At 61.0% G+C, this 17,648-nt stretch carries 18 protein-coding genes; 8 read left to right on the top strand and 10 right to left on the bottom strand.

Annotated elements, in window-relative coordinates:
• Nucleotides 1-24: 24 nt before the first annotated feature.
• A complete protein-coding gene (locus tag DW037_RS01510) occupies nucleotides 25-714 on the top strand; it encodes a DUF1015 family protein (protein WP_117583771.1) in 690 nt (229 codons plus the stop codon).
• A gap of 131 nt (nucleotides 715-845) precedes the next feature.
• On the opposite strand, the gene DW037_RS01505 is transcribed toward DW037_RS01510, so the two are convergent.
• From DW037_RS01505 to DW037_RS01495, 3 genes are all read right to left on the bottom strand, one after another.
• A complete protein-coding gene (locus DW037_RS01505; RefSeq protein ID WP_117583772.1) occupies nucleotides 846-1,481 on the bottom strand; it encodes a histidine phosphatase family protein in 636 nt (211 codons plus the stop codon).
• Nucleotides 1,482-1,498: 17 nt separating this feature from the next.
• The gene (locus DW037_RS01500) at nucleotides 1,499-2,041 is read right to left on the bottom strand and encodes a histidine phosphatase family protein (protein WP_117583773.1); all 543 of its coding nucleotides are present in this window, start codon (nucleotides 2,039-2,041) and stop codon (nucleotides 1,499-1,501) included.
• An 82-nt stretch (nucleotides 2,042-2,123) separates the two neighbouring features.
• Nucleotides 2,124-2,795 (bottom strand): nitroreductase family protein, encoded by a 672-nt coding sequence (locus tag DW037_RS01495; protein ID WP_117563980.1) that lies wholly within the window; start codon nucleotides 2,793-2,795, stop codon nucleotides 2,124-2,126.
• Nucleotides 2,796-3,028: 233 nt separating this feature from the next.
• Here DW037_RS01495 and DW037_RS01490 point away from each other — a divergent pair, with 233 nt between their 5' ends.
• Nucleotides 3,029-3,631 carry an HdeD family acid-resistance protein gene (locus tag DW037_RS01490; protein ID WP_118372669.1) on the top strand — a complete coding sequence of 201 codons (603 nt, stop codon included), beginning with the start codon at nucleotides 3,029-3,031 and terminating at the stop codon, nucleotides 3,629-3,631.
• On the top strand, nucleotides 3,632-4,114 hold the full coding sequence (locus DW037_RS01485; RefSeq protein WP_055252057.1) for a DUF188 domain-containing protein: 483 nt from the start codon (nucleotides 3,632-3,634) through the stop codon (nucleotides 4,112-4,114). It begins immediately after the preceding gene.
• A gap of 105 nt (nucleotides 4,115-4,219) precedes the next feature.
• Here the strand turns inward: DW037_RS01485 and DW037_RS01480 are convergent, their stop codons facing one another.
• Entirely contained in the window at nucleotides 4,220-5,308 is a 1,089-nt protein-coding gene (locus DW037_RS01480) for a putative manganese transporter (protein WP_118372668.1), read from the bottom strand.
• Nucleotides 5,309-5,479: 171 nt separating this feature from the next.
• On the opposite strand from DW037_RS01480, the gene DW037_RS01475 reads away from it, so the two are divergent.
• The 5 genes from DW037_RS01475 to DW037_RS01455 all read left to right on the top strand — a co-directional run bounded on the left by DW037_RS01475 (nucleotide 5,480) and on the right by DW037_RS01455 (nucleotide 11,298).
• On the top strand, nucleotides 5,480-6,448 hold the full coding sequence (locus tag DW037_RS01475; protein ID WP_117766893.1) for a 3'-5' exonuclease: 969 nt from the start codon (nucleotides 5,480-5,482) through the stop codon (nucleotides 6,446-6,448).
• A gap of 639 nt (nucleotides 6,449-7,087) precedes the next feature.
• Nucleotides 7,088-8,209 (top strand): hypothetical protein, encoded by a 1,122-nt coding sequence (locus tag DW037_RS01470; RefSeq protein WP_118372667.1) that lies wholly within the window; start codon nucleotides 7,088-7,090, stop codon nucleotides 8,207-8,209.
• Between the two features lie 389 nt (nucleotides 8,210-8,598).
• Nucleotides 8,599-8,964, top strand: coding sequence for a helix-turn-helix transcriptional regulator (locus DW037_RS01465; protein WP_055252065.1), 366 nt, complete (start codon nucleotides 8,599-8,601; stop codon nucleotides 8,962-8,964).
• Between the two features lie 63 nt (nucleotides 8,965-9,027).
• Nucleotides 9,028-9,246, top strand: a complete 219-nt coding sequence (locus DW037_RS01460; protein ID WP_089572082.1) for a cation transporter — start codon at nucleotides 9,028-9,030, stop codon at nucleotides 9,244-9,246.
• Nucleotides 9,247-9,345: 99 nt separating this feature from the next.
• Nucleotides 9,346-11,298, top strand: a complete 1,953-nt coding sequence (locus DW037_RS01455; protein ID WP_199570296.1) for a heavy metal translocating P-type ATPase — start codon at nucleotides 9,346-9,348, stop codon at nucleotides 11,296-11,298.
• A gap of 224 nt (nucleotides 11,299-11,522) precedes the next feature.
• Here DW037_RS01455 and DW037_RS01450 read toward each other — a convergent pair whose 3' ends face one another.
• From DW037_RS01450 to pstC, 6 genes are all read right to left on the bottom strand, one after another.
• Nucleotides 11,523-11,900 carry a metal-dependent transcriptional regulator gene (locus DW037_RS01450; protein ID WP_117735915.1) on the bottom strand — a complete coding sequence of 126 codons (378 nt, stop codon included), beginning with the start codon at nucleotides 11,898-11,900 and terminating at the stop codon, nucleotides 11,523-11,525.
• A 208-nt stretch (nucleotides 11,901-12,108) separates the two neighbouring features.
• Nucleotides 12,109-12,879 (bottom strand): Cof-type HAD-IIB family hydrolase, encoded by a 771-nt coding sequence (locus DW037_RS01445; RefSeq protein ID WP_118372666.1) that lies wholly within the window; start codon nucleotides 12,877-12,879, stop codon nucleotides 12,109-12,111.
• A gap of 6 nt (nucleotides 12,880-12,885) precedes the next feature.
• Nucleotides 12,886-14,745, bottom strand: a complete 1,860-nt coding sequence (locus DW037_RS01440; protein ID WP_117800471.1) for an ABC-F family ATP-binding cassette domain-containing protein — start codon at nucleotides 14,743-14,745, stop codon at nucleotides 12,886-12,888.
• A 203-nt stretch (nucleotides 14,746-14,948) separates the two neighbouring features.
• The gene (gene pstB, locus DW037_RS01435; protein WP_117564461.1) at nucleotides 14,949-15,824 is read right to left on the bottom strand and encodes a phosphate ABC transporter ATP-binding protein PstB; all 876 of its coding nucleotides are present in this window, start codon (nucleotides 15,822-15,824) and stop codon (nucleotides 14,949-14,951) included.
• Nucleotides 15,821-16,747, bottom strand: a complete 927-nt coding sequence (gene pstA / locus DW037_RS01430; RefSeq protein WP_117800470.1) for a phosphate ABC transporter permease PstA — start codon at nucleotides 16,745-16,747, stop codon at nucleotides 15,821-15,823. Before pstA ends, pstB begins: the two co-directional genes overlap by 4 nt.
• Nucleotides 16,740-17,648, bottom strand: a complete 909-nt coding sequence (pstC, locus tag DW037_RS01425) for a phosphate ABC transporter permease subunit PstC (RefSeq protein ID WP_117800469.1) — start codon at nucleotides 17,646-17,648, stop codon at nucleotides 16,740-16,742. The genes pstA and pstC overlap by 8 nt, the downstream gene beginning before the upstream one ends.

Raw genomic sequence — 17,648 nt, 5'->3', positions numbered from 1 at the left:
CCGACTCGCGCGTTAGGACCGCCCATGAAAGCACTTCCGTTTCCCTGCATCCGCCCGGCTCAGGACCGTGTGCTCGAGGCGCTGCCTGCGATGGGCGGTATCCTGAGCGGCAACGACGCCCTGCGCGGCGCCATTGCTGACGGCCTAATGCTCAAGGACCCGGGTGCGGCGTATTACGTGTACGAATGCTCGGGCGAGCCGGGACGTGCGACGGGCGTCGTGGCGATTTGCCCGGTTAACGTGCTGACGGGCGGCGACGAGACTGCCGCCGAGAGCATCGACGCACTCGCCACCGCGCGCGCGATCGCCGAGCTCAAGGTGCAACCGCGCCCCGTGTCGCTCGCCTACGAGGCGTCGCCCGTCATGGATATCATTTTGAGCGCTGCCAAAGAGGGCGCATCGCTCTACGCCGTCACCGATCCCGCGGGCGTCACACATCGCGTGTGGGAGGTCAAGCGCGAGGACGCCGTTGCCGCCATCCGTGCCATGCTCGATCAGGCGCCCGACCCGGTGTTCGCCGGTGACTCCGCCTATGTCGCCGCACTGGCTGGGGCATCGCAGATTCTGGCCGACGAGGCCCGCGCTGCCGGCGCCTACTCTGGCAAAGAGCCGTTCAACTTTGCTGTAGCCGTGCTGTTCCCCGCCGCGCAGGTCAGCGGCAGCGCGCCGCAGGTTCCGACGGGTCTGCTCACTCACCAGGTCTCACGGTTCTAGCGAACTCAAACGCTAAGCTGGAAAACCCAGCATCCAAACAAACAAGGGGCGGGGATGCAATGCCCGTGCATGCATCCCCGCCCCTTTCGCATCAAACAATTTCGCCGGCAAACCGCGCCGCAACGCCAGCGCTACCCGCGCTGCGGGCCTACTGCCGCTACAAGCGGTTCAAGCCCCAGCTCGCACGCGTAATCCTCCTGCGTAAAGACTTCGACCAACTCAAACGTGTCGGATTCGTCGCCAAACGCAAAGTGCAGCACCGAGCAGTTGCCCGGCACGCGATCGCGCTCGTCGGCCGCCGCACCCTTCACGTGATCCATAAACTCCTTGATAGCCGAGCCATGGCTTACCGCGAGCACACACGTATGGTCCGGACGCTGCATGAGTTCGGTCAGCGTCGTCACCATGCGCTCGCGCACCTGGATCTGGCCCTCGCCGCCAAATTGACGATAGAAATCGCGCCACGGGCGCTCGGGCATAAGCATCACGCGCTCGGCCTCAAAGTCGCCAAAGAACCACTCACGCAGGCCGTCCAGGCGCTCGTACGCCAAGCCCGGCCACAAGTTGGCGATAGTCTGCTCGGTGCGATGAAGCGTGGAGGTGTAGGCATGATCGGGCTCAATGCCGCGCGCACGTAAAAACATGCCGGCGCGCGCCGCCTGGTCGCAACCCAACTGCGTAAGCGGCGAGTCACTCCACCCCTGAATGATACGCTTAAGGTTGAATATCGTCTGTCCATGACGGACCAGATACAGATCTTTATTCATAGGGGTCCTTTCGTTCGTTACCAACCCAAGAGCGAAAACGCCCCGTCGCAATAGCCAAAATGAAGCACGGCACCGTTGTCGGGTAGCTCTCCCCCGCCAGTCACATACTCAAGAAACTCCTGGCAGGCTGAGCCGTGGGAAACCGCCAGCACGCAGTTGTGCTGCGGCCGGGCCATAATACGGGACAGCGCCGCGACCATGCGCGACTGAAGCTGCACTTCCGACTCGCCGCCAAAGGCCACCGGATAATCGCCCCAGGGCTGCGGCGGCATCTCGCGATTTGATGTGCCCTCCAGCGAGCCAAAATGCCACTCACGCAGGTCATCGACCAGCTCAATGGAACGGCCCTCGCCAACGATAAGCTCGGCCGTATGCCGCGCCCGGCCCAACGGCGAGGAATACACATGATCAAAGGCCACGCCACGCGCCGCAAACGCCGTACGCGCCGTCAGCGCCTGCTCGCGCCCGCGCGCCGTAAGCGGCGAATCGTGCCAGCCCTGCAAAATGCTCTGCACATTGAGCTCAGTCTGCCCATGCCGCACCAAATACAGATCTGCCACACGCTCTCCCCTCGTACCACCACAAAGGGGACAGGCACCTTTGTGGTGGTTTACCGTCTGATCACGCCGCGGTGACGCTCAGCTACACCAGCACGTCGGCGAGCGGGCGCTTGGGTACGTGGTGCACCTGCGCATCGTCACGCCAGTAATTAATTGAGCCGTCGGGGTTGGAATCGATCGCATCGATCATCTGCGTCTCGGCCGGCACGCCAAAAGCCATGATCAGCTTGAGCTCATACTTGTCGTTATCGAGCCCCATAGCATCGATCGCGTGGGGCGTAAAGGCCTTGAACATGCAGGCTGCCACCTCGGGCGTGGCGCTGCGAGCGGCGAGCATCATCGTCTGCGCGGCAATGCCCGTGTCGACCTCGGTGATGGGCGCGGCGGGCTTACCCGGAACAGCGCGCTCGGCAAGAATCGCGATGTAGCCGGTCGGACGCTCGCCCTCGGCAGGACCCGACCAATCCTTAAGCGCGCCGGCCCATGCAAGCTCATCAAATACACGCGCGCAATCCTCGGCACCGCTCACCACATGAAAACGCAGACGCTGAGCATTGGCGCCGCAGGGAGCCAGGTGCGCCAGTTCCGCCAGCTCGAGCAAAAACTCGCGCGGCACGCGCATGGACTCGTCAAAACGGCGGCACGTACGGGCGCGGCGGACCAGCGCGTCAAACGTGTCCAGGCCAAGCTTTTCGCAACCCTGCTTTGCCATCGACTCGGCGCTTACCGGCGCCGCGGGAACTGCTTCGTTCATAAGACCCCCAATAAAAGCCAATTGTTCTTAAGAAAATCTAACCTAAAACGTAGGCAATTACACACAGCGGCGCAATGTTCCACACCTGTTGAATATTCCGCATCCAAACGGGAACAAAGGTAACAATTCGGGAAGATGAGGCTCCCATTCGCCCTTCCCGCCCCACGCGACGGCGCCCTTGGGCGATACTGGTTGCAAGAGCTACGGCTTACGCCGCACGGAAAGGAGACATCATGGGCATCTTTAATAACGATGACAAGCAATCGAGCGCGTTTGGATTTGACGAGAAAAGCATGGCAGGCAAGGCCGTCAAGGCCGTGCGCTGGATTTACGCCATCACGGGCGTCTTGGCGCTCGTCGCCGGCATCGCACTGCTGTTTGCGCCCGCCAAATCCCTCGTCTTCCTGACGACCGTCTTGGGCATCTACTTTGTGATCACGGCCGCGATCAGGCTGTTTACCGCTGTTTTCGAGCCGCTGCTGCCCACCGGCTGGCGCGTTACGAGCATCATCTCCAACCTGCTCATCATTCTGGGCGGCGTCATAATCCTGCGCAACCAGGCCTTCTCGACCGCGACGCTCACCACGCTCGTGGTGGTCGTCGCCGGCTTTGGCTGGATCGTCGAGGGCGTCATGTCGATTCTGGAATCCGAGCTTTCCGCCAACCGCGCCCTCGCCATCCTGAGCGGTGCACTCTCCATCATCGCCGGCATGTTCGTGTTTATCTATCCGCTGTGGTCGGCCAAGATGCTTGTCATCTTTAGTGGCGCCGCGCTGCTGGTGTTTGGCGTAACGCTCATTGTTCGCGCCATTCAATTTGGCAAACTGGTGCACTAGATGCCGCGAACGCTCTTTATTGATGCCGACGCCTGCCCGGTCACGCGCGAGTCGATTGACTGCGCGCGGCGGGCGGGCGTCGCCGTTGTTATCGCCGGCAACAGCACGCAAAACCTGGAACGACACATTCGCCGCGACGACCCGCGCGATGCCGAGCACGCGCGACGCGGCTTTTGGGTCACGACGCTCGACGTGAGCGTGGGCGCCGACAGCGCCGACTTTGCCATTGTCGAACGCCTGCAGGCGGGCGACGTGGTCGTGACGCAGGACATTGGCTTGGCGAGCATGGTGCTCGGGCGCGATGCCGCCGCCATCGGTGTGCGCGGGCGCGTGTACGACAAGGCGACTATCGACATGCAGCTGTTTATTCGCCACGAGGAAAAGAAGGTACGCCGCGCCGGCGGACGCACTCGCGGTCCGGCAGCATTTACCAGCGAAGACCGCGCCCGCTTTAAACGCAACCTCACCGAGTTGCTGCACTAACCAAGGTAGATTTTTGAGACATGCCTAAAATCTACCTATTTGTTTTGGCGGCGGGGAATGCCCTGGTCACAGAGGTAGATCGTAAGACATGTCCCAATAATCTACTTAAAGGCCAACGGCGGAGAGGATGAGGCCCCAGCCAGCGCCGATGACGTACATCATGATCAGGAACACGGCATTTTCGCGGGCGCTGCGGTTGGTGCGGAACAGCACCAGATAACCCACGCCGGCGGAAATGAGCGTGCCGGCGAGCATCGGGGCCAGCTGCAGCGCGCCTTCCAGGTACAGTTGCGTGATGACGACGCTAGCCGAGCAGTTGGGGATCAGGCCGACGAGTGCCGAGCCCAGGACCGCAAGCGTCTCGTTGCCGCGCAGGAACCGCTCGATTGCGGACTCGCCGAACGTCTCGAGCACGGCAACCAGAATCAGCGTCACCAGGAAAATGAATACCGATACCTGCACGGTGTGGGAGATGGCGCTGCGGATAATCGACAGGACAGGCGTCCCTTCGTGGGAATGGGAGTGACCGTGACCATCATGGTGTTCATAGTCGCCCTCATGACCGTGATCGTGGCCATGTCCGTGTTCGTGCTCGTCCTCGTCTTCATCACAACCGCAATGGTCGCGCTCGCACAGCTCGTGGATGTGGTCGGCGCTCACGCCTGCCTCGGCCACCTCGTCGATGATGTCACCGCCGCTGTGGTCGTCGTGCGCGCAGTTCACGTGGGCCGGGTTGGCCGCGGTTCCCAGCACGGTACGGCGAATCGCCGCGTGCGCGCGGGCGTTACGGCGCAGGCCGCGAATGGCAGCGTCCACGATAAAACCCGTGACCAGTGCGATCAGCGCTTTCGAAGCCAAAAGCATCGCCATAGTCTGCACGGGAACCTGCTCGGCAAGCAACAGCGGCAGCATCTCATCGGAGGTCGAAAGGAACACCGCCACCAACGTGCCCAAGGTCACGACACGGCCGGCGTACAGCGTTGCTGCCATGGCCGAAAATCCGCACTGCGGCACCATGCCCAGCAGCGAGCCAACCACGGGACCCGCAGCGCCGGCGCGCTTGATAGCGCCGTTGACGCGGTCGCCCGCAACGTGCTCAAGTGTCTCGAGAGCAAGATACGTCACCAACAAAAACGGCAGCAGCGACAGCGTGTCCTTGCCGGCGTCGAGCAGAATATCAATCAGTAAATCCATGACGGATGGAACCTTTCGTGTCTTTCGGCAGCATTGTAAAAGTCCTAGCGGTCAACTAGGGTATTGTAGTTGTCCCGGGCGCGGTGCCAATAGTTGCCTATGGTAAACTATCATCTCGCCATAACTCAGTAACCTCGAGCCGCACAACGCGGCCCGTCCAAGGAGTAGCATATGAACGTATCGCAAGCACTCGAATACGAGCGCCAGCCGTTTATCCCCATGTTTATCTACGGCGACCACGGCGCCATGGAGTCCGAGCGCCAGAAGGGCGAGGAGGCCCTCAAGGTGCTCGAGACCGAGTACTTTACCGCCGAGGGCGACCCCGGCTTCGACTTTGCCACCGTGCGCGACCTGGCCGACCGCAACCGCGACCTGTGCGACCAGATTGGCGAGGCGCGTCTGCGCAACGTGACGCCCGCGACGCTCTCGCGCGGCCTGTCCGATGCCGACACCTGCGCCGCCATCGGCAAGATGCAAAAGCGCACCGCCGCGTCCGTTATGCGCGAAATCCGCGGCGACCGCGACGCGCTCGGCGTGGCCTACGCCCGCAAACCCATCCAGGGCACCGTGCTCGGTATCGACATCGAGACCACCGGCCGTGCACCCGAGCGCGGCTATATCATCAACGTGGGCTGGGAGATCATGGAGCTCACCAGCGACGCCGTCCCGCATGACGCCGAGGCACACTACTGCGGCCTGCCCGACATCTACCGCGGCGAAGATGTGCCGCTGTCGAATATCCACCACATTACCTGGGACGACATCGACGGCAAAACGCCCTTCCGCGAGAACAAGGAGCTGCAAAAGCAGCTGCTCAAGCTTATGAAGAAGTACCCGTACATGGCGCATAACGCCGCCTTTGAGGACAGCTGGTTCAAGATTCACCTGGACGGTTACGCCGAGGCACGCCGCGCGGGTAAGATCATCGTCATCGACTCGCGCCAGATCTGCCGCAGCCTGGACGCCGACGTGCGCTCGCTCCCCCGCGAGTCCGCCCCCGCCGCGCTCGAGAACTGGGCACGCCGTCGCGGCACCCTCGCGCCCGACGCCAACGAGCAGCATCTGGGTCTGGACGACACCGACCTCATGCTCCGCACGGTACAGGCCGAGTTCAACCTCAAGAACCTGTTTGCGAAATAACCGATCCATCTGCGGGAGCGCCTGCCAGGCACAGTGCAATCCGTCTGGACGCACCGGCACGCAGTAAACTAGGGCGCAGTCTTATGGCTGCACCCTAGTTTTAATCAAAACGAGCAAATACGCATGCTTCACATAGTCGGCAGGTTGGCCCACCTACTTTTTTCGAGTTGTTCGGCCAGCTGAACCACTAGTCGAGGCCCCTTGAACCGCAATCGAGCGCTATAGTCGCCCCAATTTCGCAACCAAGCCCTATAAATCTACCTGAATCAATTCGAATAGGACGTTGCGATCGCACCATTCGTATAGGATAAGGCCCAATAACTCAAATTATGTTGGTGAGGCATCTGAGCGGTCGGCAAAAACGCTTAGAAGCTACGAATCCGCAACTAAAGTTCACCAAAATGGGGCAGCCGACAGAAACCTCCCCAGCCGAAGCTGCCCCCCTCAATACGACAGCTCAAAAACCCACCGTTCGCAGAAGATAAGCCGCGCCCCAATACCGTTGCCCGAAGTTTCGAGCGTATATGGCGTCCGCTATGCCATCATGCGCGTATGGGAATCGTTCTGTCACATACCACGGCACGCGCTGTATACCAAACAGTCAGCTCGCTCGCAAGCCACGCGACCGATCCCATACCTATGGAAAAGATCAAGGTGTCTGCGCCGACCACGTCCAACCTGGAAGCGGCGCGAGCATGGCTCAACAGAAAGAATGTCGATTCTGAAAGCATCCATGTGCTGACGTTTTCCAATAATGCCAAAAGGCACCGCAAGGGCTGCATCTGCCACTGCACGCGCTATACGTTTGATGCAGAAAGCTACCTAGAACTCGAGCCGAACGTCTACATCGTCGATATCAAGCTGTGCGCGTTAGAAGCAGCAGCCGACCTCAACCTTTCGGAGCTCGTTGAGTATTGCTTTGAAATCTGCGGCTCCTACGCGCTTGGAACGTCCGACGAAACTCAATATCGCGAGCGCCCAGCCCTAACCAGCGTTGAAGAGCTCAGAGCCTTCTTTTCAGAGGCATCGGGGTATCGTGGATCTAATAAAGCACTTAAGGCACTTTCTTATGTACGCGAAGGCTGTCGCTCCCCACTCGAAACGGCGTTTGTCATGATGCTGACAATGCCCAAGTCAATGGGTGGCTTAGCCATACGCGCTATCAAAACGGACTATCCGATCCCAGTCCCCAAAAGATACGCCGCCCTAACGCGACGGACGGTTTTCTACCTCGACGCGCTGCTCGAAAATTCGATGACCGATATCGAATACAACGGCTTTTACCACGACGAGCCCGAACAGCAATCAATTGACGAGGAACGCCGAAACACGCTGCGAAACATGGGATATGCCGTTATCACAGTTAGTCGTCATTCGTTTTTCAAGCAGTCCGCTTTTAGGCGGGTCATGGAAGCGATTCGCATTCGCGAGAAGATATGGCCCGGTCGACTCCCGGATAACTTCGCCATCCTGCAAGAAACTCTTCGTCAATTTGTCTTGCGGCGCTACTTCGAATACGGTCGCCGCGTCCTGGAGACACTCAAAGAAGAAGAGGCCGCCAAGCGCGAAATTGCAAGCCAATATCCGCAAGCTGATGACCCGAGCATCAACGATGTGCCAGAACCCGACGACATGCAACACGTCGGGGCCCTTGCTGAGGAAATCAATGGGCCTTGGGAATGCGACATGTTCGCAAAAATCGATGAAAACCGCACGGAAGACGACACGATTATTGATCTAATTGAGAATTCGCTCTTCTAAAGGCGATCTCTGCGGATGTCCACCTACATTTTTCGACTTATTCGGCCACCGATGTGCCAGATTGGCTGCAGCAATGCTCAATATAACTTTAGATAAAACTGATTCTGCAGGAACTCCCGTAGAGGAAGAACTGATTCTCGCGGTATTTAACACGATAAAGTACAAATATGAACAGTTCTAATGCTTCTCAAGGTGGCTTTCTTAGCATGCTGGCCGAACATCTCGAAATATGTTGGCGAGCATTGCGTCGATGTCTCCCAACCCGCAGAAAATCGCAGAGGCGGCAAGCAGTCATCGAAATTAACGTAAATTGTATTGACATATGAACATGCGCTCATATAATCGGAAGTAAATTATATGAGCGCATGTTCATATGAAAGGATGTTGCAATGAGCAGCCACGCTGATGAAACAAAGACTGGCATCGAGGCCACCGAGCCGATCGTCCCCACCACCTGCTCGCCCGAGGACCTTCCCGACGAGGAGCTGTTGTACGACCTGGCCGACCTGTTCAAGGTCTTCAGCGACACCACACGCATCAAGATCCTCTATGCCCTCATGGGCCGCGAGCTCTGCGTGGCTGACATCGCCGAAGCGACCGCAACCTCGCAGTCGGCAGTATCGCACCAGCTGCGCACGCTTAAGCAGTCGCACCTGGTCAAGTTCCGCCGCGACGGCCGCAACATTCTCTACTCGCTCGCCGACGATCACGTCTACACCATGCTTAACCAGGGCATGAGCCATATCTGCGAATAGCAATCAACCACGGTATCAGCGCGGCCGGCACCCAGACCGCTAACACAGGGAAAGGAACCCACCATGAAAAAGCAGTTCAAGCTCGACGAGATCGATTGCGCCAACTGCGCGCGCGAGCTTCAGGACGAACTTGCCAAGCTCGAGGGCGTCAAATCCGTTTCGGTCAACTTTATGACCCAGAAGCTGACGCTCGAGGCCGACGACGCCAAGTTCGACGAGGTCCTGGACCGCGTCGTTGAGTTCACCGCCGACGCCGAGCCGGACTGCGAGATCATTCTCTAACCCGCGCATACGTTGACCTGCGAGGCCGCGCTTGCCGCGGCCTTTGCTCGCGAAATTATATGAGCAAGTGTTCATACACTCAAATGGGAGGTTTGAATCATGGCAGCCGCCGATCCCAAGAAGAAAAAGAAGAAGCGCAAGAAGAAAGAGTCCCTTGAGCATAAGCGCAACCGCATCCTGGTAGCACTGGGCATTTTTGCCGTTGTTTATGCCCTCGACGAGCTCGGCGCCCTCGCTATCGCATTTGGGGAGCCCGGCAACATCTACGCCAGCTTTGTGCTGTTCCTCGTGCCGTTTTTGATTGCCGGCTACGACGTACTGCAAAAGGCATTCAATAACATCCGCCGCGGCAAGGCCTTCGACGAGAGCTTCCTCATGGCCGTCGCGACCATCGGCGCGTTTGCCATGGTGCTCTTCCCCGACACCGACCCGCACATGGCCGAAGGCGCCGCTGTCATGCTGTTCTACCAGGTCGGCGAGTTGTTCCAGGCATACGCCGTGGGCAAGAGCCGCAAGTCGATCAGTGCCATGATGGACATCGCGCCCGACTACGCTAACGTCGAGCAAGCCGACGGCACACTCGAACAGGTCTTTCCCGATGACATCGCCGTCGGCACCGTGATCGTGGTCAAGCCCGGCGAGCGCGTGCCTATCGACGGCGTCATCGTCGAGGGCGAAACCCAGCTCGACACCGCCGCACTCACGGGCGAGTCGGTCCCCCGCCCGGCCAAGACCGGCGACGATATCATCAGCGGTTGCATCAACATGACGGGCCTCATCCACGTGCGCACCACCAAGCCCTTTGGCGAGTCCACCGTCGCGCGTGTTCTGGAGCTCGTGGAAAATGCCAGCGAAAAGAAGGCGCGCACCGAGAACTTCATCACGCGCTTTGCCCGCGTCTACACCCCCGCCGTCACTGGCGCTGCCGCGGTGCTCGCGCTTGGCGGCGGCCTGGTGACTGGCGCTTGGTCCGATTGGATCCTGCGCGGCCTGACCTTCCTGGTCGTCAGCTGCCCGTGCGCCCTCGTGATCAGCGTACCGTTGAGTTTCTTTGGCGGAATCGGCGGCGCGTCCAAGCTGGGCGTTCTCATCAAGGGCTCCAACTACCTCGAGACGCTCGCCGACGTGGACACCGTCGTCTTCGACAAAACGGGCACCCTCACCAACGGCACGTTCTCAGTCGTCGCGGTGCACCCCGAGGCTGGCTATACCGAGCAGTCGCTGCTCGAAGTCGCAGCCCTTGCTGAATCGTTCTCTGATCACCCCATCGCGCAGTCCGTGCGCGACGCCTACCAGGGCGAGGTCGACCCCAAGCGCGTGAGCGACTCCGCCAACGACGCGGGCCACGGCGTGACGGCAACCATCGACGGCAAGCACGTCGTCGTCGGCAACGCCAAGATGCTCGCCGCGGCCGGCGTTGAAGCACCGGACTGTGAGGTTGCCGGCACAATCCTCCACGTGCTCGTGAACGGCGTGTATGTCGGCCACATCGTGATTGCAGACACCGTTAAGGCCGATGCCGAGCAAACGATTCGCGACCTGCATGCCGCCGGTATCAACCGAACCGTCATGCTCACGGGCGACCGCGAGGAGGTTGCAGCGTCTGTGGCCAAGCAACTCGGTCTCGACGAGTTCCACGCGCAGCTCCTGCCGGGCGACAAGGTCGAGCGCGTTGAGGCGTTGCTCGCGGCCGAAAGTGGCAAGGGCAAGCTCGCCTTTGTCGGTGACGGCATCAACGACGCGCCTGTGCTTACGCGCGCCGATGTGGGCATTGCCATGGGCGCCATGGGCTCGGACGCCGCGATCGAGGCCGCCGACGTGGTGCTGATGGACGACAAGCCGTCCAACATTTCCCGCGCGATCCGCGTGGCGCGCAAGACCATGACGATTGTTTGGCAGAACATTATCTTTGCGCTGGGCATTAAGCTGCTGATCCTTGTGCTGGCAGCGCTGGGCATCGCCAATATGTGGCTTGCCGTCTTTGGCGACGTGGGCGTGGCGATCATCGCTATCCTGAACGCCATGCGCGCGATGGGTGTCAAGAACCTGTAGCGCCTGTGGTCCCTCCGGCCGGGACCGGGCTTGGTTTTGAAAACGTCCTCGACCAATGAAGCGCCCCCGTTCTGCTCCTTCGGAGCTACGAACGGGGGCGCTTCTGGTCTGCGGAGTGTTTTCAAAAACCAAGCCCGGTCCCGGCCTGCGGTAACGTTGCTGGCGGTTCTTGGGCATCGCTTGCTGGCGGGGTTCCTTGTCTGAGTTGGACTTGGTTGGCGGGGCTACTGGTCCCGGTCGCTGTCCCGTCCCAGCATCGCCCTCAGCTTCTCGAAGCTTTCCTCGCTCAGGCAGTGCTCCATGTGGCAGCCCTCTTGCGACGCGACCTCAGCCGAAACACCCGCATCCTCCAGCAGCCCCACGAAAAAGCAGTGACGCTCCCACATTTGGCGAGCGACCTCCAGACCACGCTCCGTCAGATGAACGTCGCGCTTGCCCATTTCGACATAGCCGTTGCTTTCCAACGTCGCCATGGCCTTGGAAACGCTCGCCTTGGTTACGCCGAGGTACTCCGCAACGTCGATCGAGCGCACGATGCCCTGACGTTCCGATAGAACGTAGATCGATTCGAGATAGTCTTCTCCGGATTCACGCAGGGCCATGGGCCGCCTTTCGCGATGGCTTCTAGTTAGCCTTTGGATACTTTCCTTGGCTTACTTTACCGCAAAAGTTGACCATGTCTTACTGCATTGACCAAAAAGTTAGCCGCGTTTCACAAAACGTGCGAGATGAAAACAAAATGGGAACGCCCCGCAAGGAGTGTCCCCAGCTGCCGGCAGATAAGGAGCGTCCCCAAGTGCCGGGTCGCAGCTACACGAGGCCAAAGTGCTTCGCGGCGTTGTAGATGCCGTCGTCATCCACGGCGGTCGTTACGTAGGTCGCCGCGGCCTTCACGGTATCCTGCGCGTTGCCCATGGCCACGCTCGTGCCCACGGCGGCAAACATCGACAGGTCGTTCTCGCCGTCGCCAAAGGCAATCGCCTCGCTCGCGTCGATACCAAGCCGCTCGAGCGTCGCCGCCACGCCCAGGTCCTTGCCGCCGTTAGCGGGAATAATGTCGCAGAACAGGTCGCACCAGCGTGTAGTGAGCGAATGCGACACCGCATCAGTCACGATATGCTCGTCGGCCGGGTCCACAAAGGCGCAGAACTGGTAGACTGGCGCGTCAAAGGCGTGCTCAAACGGCTTCTCGTGGTAGACAATCCCCGCGTTGCTCCCGGCCGTCACCACGCGCTCGGACAGGCGGTTCACAAACGAGTTCTCGCCCTGCATGCACAGCGAGTCGTAGCGCCCCTCGGCCACCTGGTCCACGATCACCGCGACGTCGTCCGGATCGATCGGGCAGCTGCGGTAAACCCCCTCGGCATCAAAGCAGTGCTGGCCCGAAAGCGTAATGTACGCATCCCAACCAAGATCGAACAGCCAATCGGGCATCTGATAGGTCGGGCGACCCGTGGCGATCACGCACGCAATCCCCTGCTCATGAAAGCTGTCGAGCACCTGCTGCGCCGACGCCGGAATCCGATGGGTCTTAAAGCTCAGCAACGTGCCGTCGATATCGAAAAACGCGGCCTTGATCATCCTCGCCTACTCCTCGCCCTCGAGCTTCTCGCTCGCCTCGAGCCACGCCATCTCCAACTCGTCCATGGCGGCGTGGGCCTCGTCGATCTTTGCCTGCTGCTCGCCCAGCGCCGTGTAATTGGTGGGGTCGACCTGCGCCATCGCAGCCTCGGCCTCCTCCACGCGAGCGCGCTGCGTCTCCATCTTGCGCTCGAGCGAGCTCACCTCGCGGCGGAGCTTCTGGCGCTCGGCGTTGGAAAGACCGTTGGGCTGCCCGCTCGACTTGGGCTTTTCGGCCGCAACCGCTGCGGCACCGGTGTCGAACGTGCCGGTCTTGGCACTCGGTGCGCCCACGGGCTCGCCCTCGGCCGTGGCGTTGCACAGGCGCAGGTACTGGTCCACGCCGCCGGGCATATGCGTCAGGTGACCGTCGAGCAGTGCCCACTGCTGGTCGGTCACGCGCTCCATCAAGAAGCGGTCGTGCGTCACCAGGATCAGCGTGCCCGGCCAGCCGTCCAGCAAGTCCTCGACAATCGCCAGCATGTCGGTATCCAGGTCGTTGCCGGGCTCGTCCAGGATGAGCACGTTGGGCTCGTCCAGGATTGTCAGTAGCAGCGACAGACGACGGCGCTGGCCGCCCGAAAGATCGCCGATGCGGCTCCAGAGCTGCTGCGTCGTAAAGCCCAGACGCTCGCAGAGCTTCTCGGGTGAAGTCTCCTTGCCGTCAATGACGTAGTACTTCTTATAGTGGCTGAGCACCTCGCGGATCGTGTCGCCCATGTAGGGTTCGAGCTCCTCGAGCTGCTGCGACAGCACGCCAAAGCGCACCGTCTGGCCGATCTTCACGCGGCCGCGCAGGGGCGCGATCTTGCCCTGGATCACGTCGAGCAGCGTCGACTTGCCGGCGCCGTTCTCGCCCAAAAGACCATAGCGGTCGCCCGCACCAATGAGCCAGGTCACGTCGTTGAGCACCTGCTTGGGCGCGCCATCGGTATCCGCATAGCCGGCGTCCACGTCGACCACATCGATAACTTGCTTGCCCAGGCGGCTCACGGCCAGGCGCTTGAGCTCCAGCTCGTCACGCACGGGCGGCACGTCGGCGATCAGCTCGCGAGCGGCATCCACGCGAAACTTGGGCTTGGTGGAGCGCGCCTGGGCACCGCGGCTCAGCCACGCGAGCTCCTTACGTGCCATGTTGCGACGGCGCTCCTCGGTAACCGCGGCCATGCGGTCGCGTTCCACGCGCTGCAGGATATATGCCGAATAGCCGCCCTCGAAGGGATCGACCTGGCCGTCGTGAACCTCCCACATGCTGGTGCAGACCTCGTCCAAGAACCAGCGATCGTGCGTGACCACGAGCATCGCGCCCTGACCGCGCTGCCAGCGGGCCTTTAAGTGACGCGCAAGCCAGTTGATGGTGCGCATGTCCAGATGGTTGGTGGGCTCATCGAGCATGAGCACGTCATAGTCGCCGATCAGCAGGCGCGCGAGGTCCACGCGGCGGCGCTGACCGCCCGAGAGCTCGCCTACCACGCCCTCCCAGGGCACATCGCTAATAAGACCGGCCAGAATCTGGCGCGTACGGGGGCTCGACGCCCACTCGTACTCGGGGGCGTCACCCACAACGGCATGATGCACGGTATCGGTATCGACAAGCTGGTCCTTTTGGCCGAGTAGACCGATCGTGATGCCGCGGCGGTGCGTCACGCGTCCGTCATCGGGCTCCAGCGTGCCGGCGAGCACGCTCAGCAGCGTCGACTTGCCGTCGCCGTTTTTACCGACAATACCAATGCGGTCGCCCTCGCCCACGCCGAGCGTCACGCTATCGAAAATATGCTTGGTGGGAAACTCTAGGCTGACGGAATCGCATCCCAAAAGAATCGCCATATGCCCTGCTCCTTCGTAGAAATTCAACGTTCTCCATGATAGCGAAAACCACCACAAAGGGGACGGGCGCCTTCGTGGTGGTTTTGGGCAAGCGCACCAGCACACGACACAAAAAGGCGGGCCATCTCCCGCAAGAGATGACCCGCCTCTCCAATCAGTCCCGCGGCAACCGTGGCCGCCGCGGGCCTCAAGCATGTCCCGGACTAGGAGAACATGCCGGTGAGGTAATCATTCAGCCGCTTATCCTTGGGCCGTTGGAAAATCTCGTCGGTCTCGTCGTACTCGACCATATCGCCCATGTAGAAAAACGCCGTGCGGTTGGACACGCGCGACGCCTGCTCCATGTTGTGCGTCACGATGACGATGGCGCGGTCGGCCACGATCGACGACATCAGGTCCTCGATCGCCAGCGTCGAGATGGGGTCGAGCGCCGAGCAGGGCTCGTCAAACAGGATCACATCGGGGTTGAGCGCCAGCGTGCGCGCAATGCACAGACGCTGCTGCTGACCGCCCGAAAGCGCGTAGGCGCTCTTGTCGAGCTTGTCTTTGACCTCGTCCCACAGCGCGGCACCGCGCAGACTTTCCTCGACCATGCGGTCGAGCTCGTCACGGTCGGTGATGCCGTGGCGCTTGGGCGCAAAGGTGATGTTGTCGCGAATGGACTTGCGGAAGGGGTTTGGCTGCTGGAACACCATGCCGATGGAGCGACGCAGCTCGTACGTGTTCTCGGTCTTGGTGTTCACGTTGCGCCCGCGGTAGTTGATCTCGCCCTCCACGCGACAGCGGCGAATCTCGCGATTCATCAGGTTGAGGCTACGCAAGAAGGTCGACTTGCCGCAGCCCGAAGGCCCGATGAGCGCCGTGATCTCACCCTTGTGGAAGTCGAGCGACGTATTGTGCAGCGCATGGTGGTCGCCATAGTACACGTTGACGTCCTTGGCGGAGAGCACGACCTCGTCGCTCACGGCCTTGCCGCTCACGCGCACGCGCCTCTCGCTCTCCCCCACGCTCGACAGAAAGTCCTGGGGGGTGTCGGACGTGGCCGCCTCGGTTGCGGGCGTTGCATTCATATCGCTCATTCGGCCGTCATCTTCCTTGCCAGTTGCTTGCCCACGATACGGGCGACTACGTTAAACAGCAGCACGCAAATCATCAGCAGTGCCGCGGTGCCCCAGACGATCTGCTGGGCCTCGGGGCTGCCCTCGCCATAGATCTTGTAGATGTGCACGGCCAGCGACTCGCCGGGACGGAACACGTTCCAGGCGCAGGTGGGGCTCGACAGGTTAAAGCTCAAGAAGTTGAGGCGGACCGGCGAGCTCATGCCCGAGGTAAAGAGCAGCGCCGCGGCCTCGCCAAACACGCGGCCGGCCGAAAGCACGATGCCGGTCACGATGGCGGGCATGGCCTCGGGAATCAGGATGTGCAGTGTGGCCTCCCAGCGAGTGAGGCCCATGGCCAGGCACGCATCGCGCTGGGCCTGCGGCACGTCCTCGAGCGCCTGCTGAATCACGCGCACCAGGATGGGGATGTTGAACATGGTGAGCGCGACGGCGCCGGAGATGATGGAGTACTTCCAGCCCAGCTGCACCGAGAACACCAGAAAGCCGAACATGCCGACGACGATGGAGGGCAGCGAAGACAACGTCTCGATGGCGGTCGAGGCGATGTCGCGAATGGGACCGTCGGGCGCGTATTCAACTAGGAAGACCGCGCCGCCCAGGCTGATGGGCACCGAGATGATCAGGGTAATCAGCAGCAGATAGAACGAGTCGAACAGCTGGTAGAGCACGCCGCCCTGCGTTCCGTTGGCGTGTGCGGGCTGCGTGAGAAAGCCCGGCTGGAACAGCGTCGAGATACCCTCGAACAGGATGTAGGCCACCATGGAGACGACGATGAGCATGACGATGGCGGCAATCGCCGTCAGCACGCCCGTGGCGATGCGGTCCTGCTTTTGGACGCGCCCGAGTCTCGTCTCGTCGATATGGATGCGCGTGCTAGCCACGAGCCTTCGCCCCCTTGCGGCCAATGAGATGGATGATCAGGATGAAGATGAGGCTCATGCCCATCAGCAGCAGACCGAGCGCCCACAGGACGTCGTCCTGGGCCGAACCCTCGGCATAGACCGCCATGGATGTGGTGAGCGTGGTGGTAATGGTCGAGGCCGGCGACAGCAGCGACGTCGGCATGGCCTCGATGCCGCCAATAACCATGCGCACGGCAAGCGTCTCGCCAAAGGCGCGGGTCATGCCAAGGATGACCGCGGTCATGAGCGACGGCATGGCGCTCTTGAGCACCACGTGCCAGATGGTCTGCCAGCGGGTGTAGCCTAGCGCGAGCGAGCCCTGACGGTAGCTATCGGGCACGGCACGCAGGCTATCGACCGAAAGCGTGGTCATCGTCGGCAGAATCATGACGGCCAGCACGATGGCGCCGGGCAAGATGCCCAGACCCGTGCTCACGTGGAAAACGCTCTTCATAAGACCGACGACCACGTGAAAGCCAATCAGGCCAAAGACGACCGAGGGAATGCCGGTCAAAAGCTCAATAAGCGGCTGAAAGACCTTGGAGCCAAACTTAGGGCTAATCTCGACCGCAAAGATGGCAGAGCCGATGGCGATGGGCAGTGCGATGAGCGTGGAGAGCACCATGACCGCAAACGAGGTGACGATCAGGGGCAGGGCGCCAGTGTAGGGCAGGCCGTTTTCGGCCGTGTTGGCCAGGTCCCACTTGGTACCGATAAAAAACTCGACGATCGAGACGCCGTCCTTGAAAAAAGCCGAGAGGCCCTTTTGGGCGACCATAAAGATGAGCGCGGCAACGACAAGCGTCACGAGCGCTACGCACGCACCCGTGACGCCCAGGCCCACGTTCTCAAGCTCGCGCTTTGGCAGCTGTTTTGCCAT

The sequence above is a fragment of the Collinsella sp. AF39-11AT genome, from assembly GCF_003474585.1.
GTDB lineage: Bacteria > Actinomycetota > Coriobacteriia > Coriobacteriales > Coriobacteriaceae > Collinsella.
This window is presented reverse-complemented; position numbering and strand designations above follow the sequence as displayed.

Coding starts and splice junctions, on each gene's coding strand:
- DW037_RS01495 (WP_117563980.1), bottom strand. CDS start 2,795: ATGAACGAAGCAGTTCCCGCGGCGCCGGTAAGCGCCGAGTCGATGGCA.
- DW037_RS01485 (WP_055252057.1), top strand. CDS start 3,632: ATGCCGCGAACGCTCTTTATTGATGCCGACGCCTGCCCGGTCACGCGC.
- DW037_RS01455 (WP_199570296.1), top strand. CDS start 9,346: ATGGCAGCCGCCGATCCCAAGAAGAAAAAGAAGAAGCGCAAGAAGAAA.
- DW037_RS01465 (WP_055252065.1), top strand. CDS start 8,599: ATGAGCAGCCACGCTGATGAAACAAAGACTGGCATCGAGGCCACCGAG.
- DW037_RS01450 (WP_117735915.1), bottom strand. CDS start 11,900: ATGGCCCTGCGTGAATCCGGAGAAGACTATCTCGAATCGATCTACGTT.
- pstC (WP_117800469.1), bottom strand. CDS start 17,648: ATGGCAAAACAGCTGCCAAAGCGCGAGCTTGAGAACGTGGGCCTGGGC.
- DW037_RS01475 (WP_117766893.1), top strand. CDS start 5,480: ATGAACGTATCGCAAGCACTCGAATACGAGCGCCAGCCGTTTATCCCC.
- DW037_RS01480 (WP_118372668.1), bottom strand. CDS start 5,308: ATGGATTTACTGATTGATATTCTGCTCGACGCCGGCAAGGACACGCTG.
- DW037_RS01470 (WP_118372667.1), top strand. CDS start 7,088: ATGGAAAAGATCAAGGTGTCTGCGCCGACCACGTCCAACCTGGAAGCG.
- DW037_RS01505 (WP_117583772.1), bottom strand. CDS start 1,481: ATGAATAAAGATCTGTATCTGGTCCGTCATGGACAGACGATATTCAAC.
- pstB (WP_117564461.1), bottom strand. CDS start 15,824: ATGAGCGATATGAATGCAACGCCCGCAACCGAGGCGGCCACGTCCGAC.
- DW037_RS01445 (WP_118372666.1), bottom strand. CDS start 12,879: ATGATCAAGGCCGCGTTTTTCGATATCGACGGCACGTTGCTGAGCTTT.
- DW037_RS01440 (WP_117800471.1), bottom strand. CDS start 14,745: ATGGCGATTCTTTTGGGATGCGATTCCGTCAGCCTAGAGTTTCCCACC.
- DW037_RS01510 (WP_117583771.1), top strand. CDS start 25: ATGAAAGCACTTCCGTTTCCCTGCATCCGCCCGGCTCAGGACCGTGTG.
- DW037_RS01490 (WP_118372669.1), top strand. CDS start 3,029: ATGGGCATCTTTAATAACGATGACAAGCAATCGAGCGCGTTTGGATTT.
- DW037_RS01460 (WP_089572082.1), top strand. CDS start 9,028: ATGAAAAAGCAGTTCAAGCTCGACGAGATCGATTGCGCCAACTGCGCG.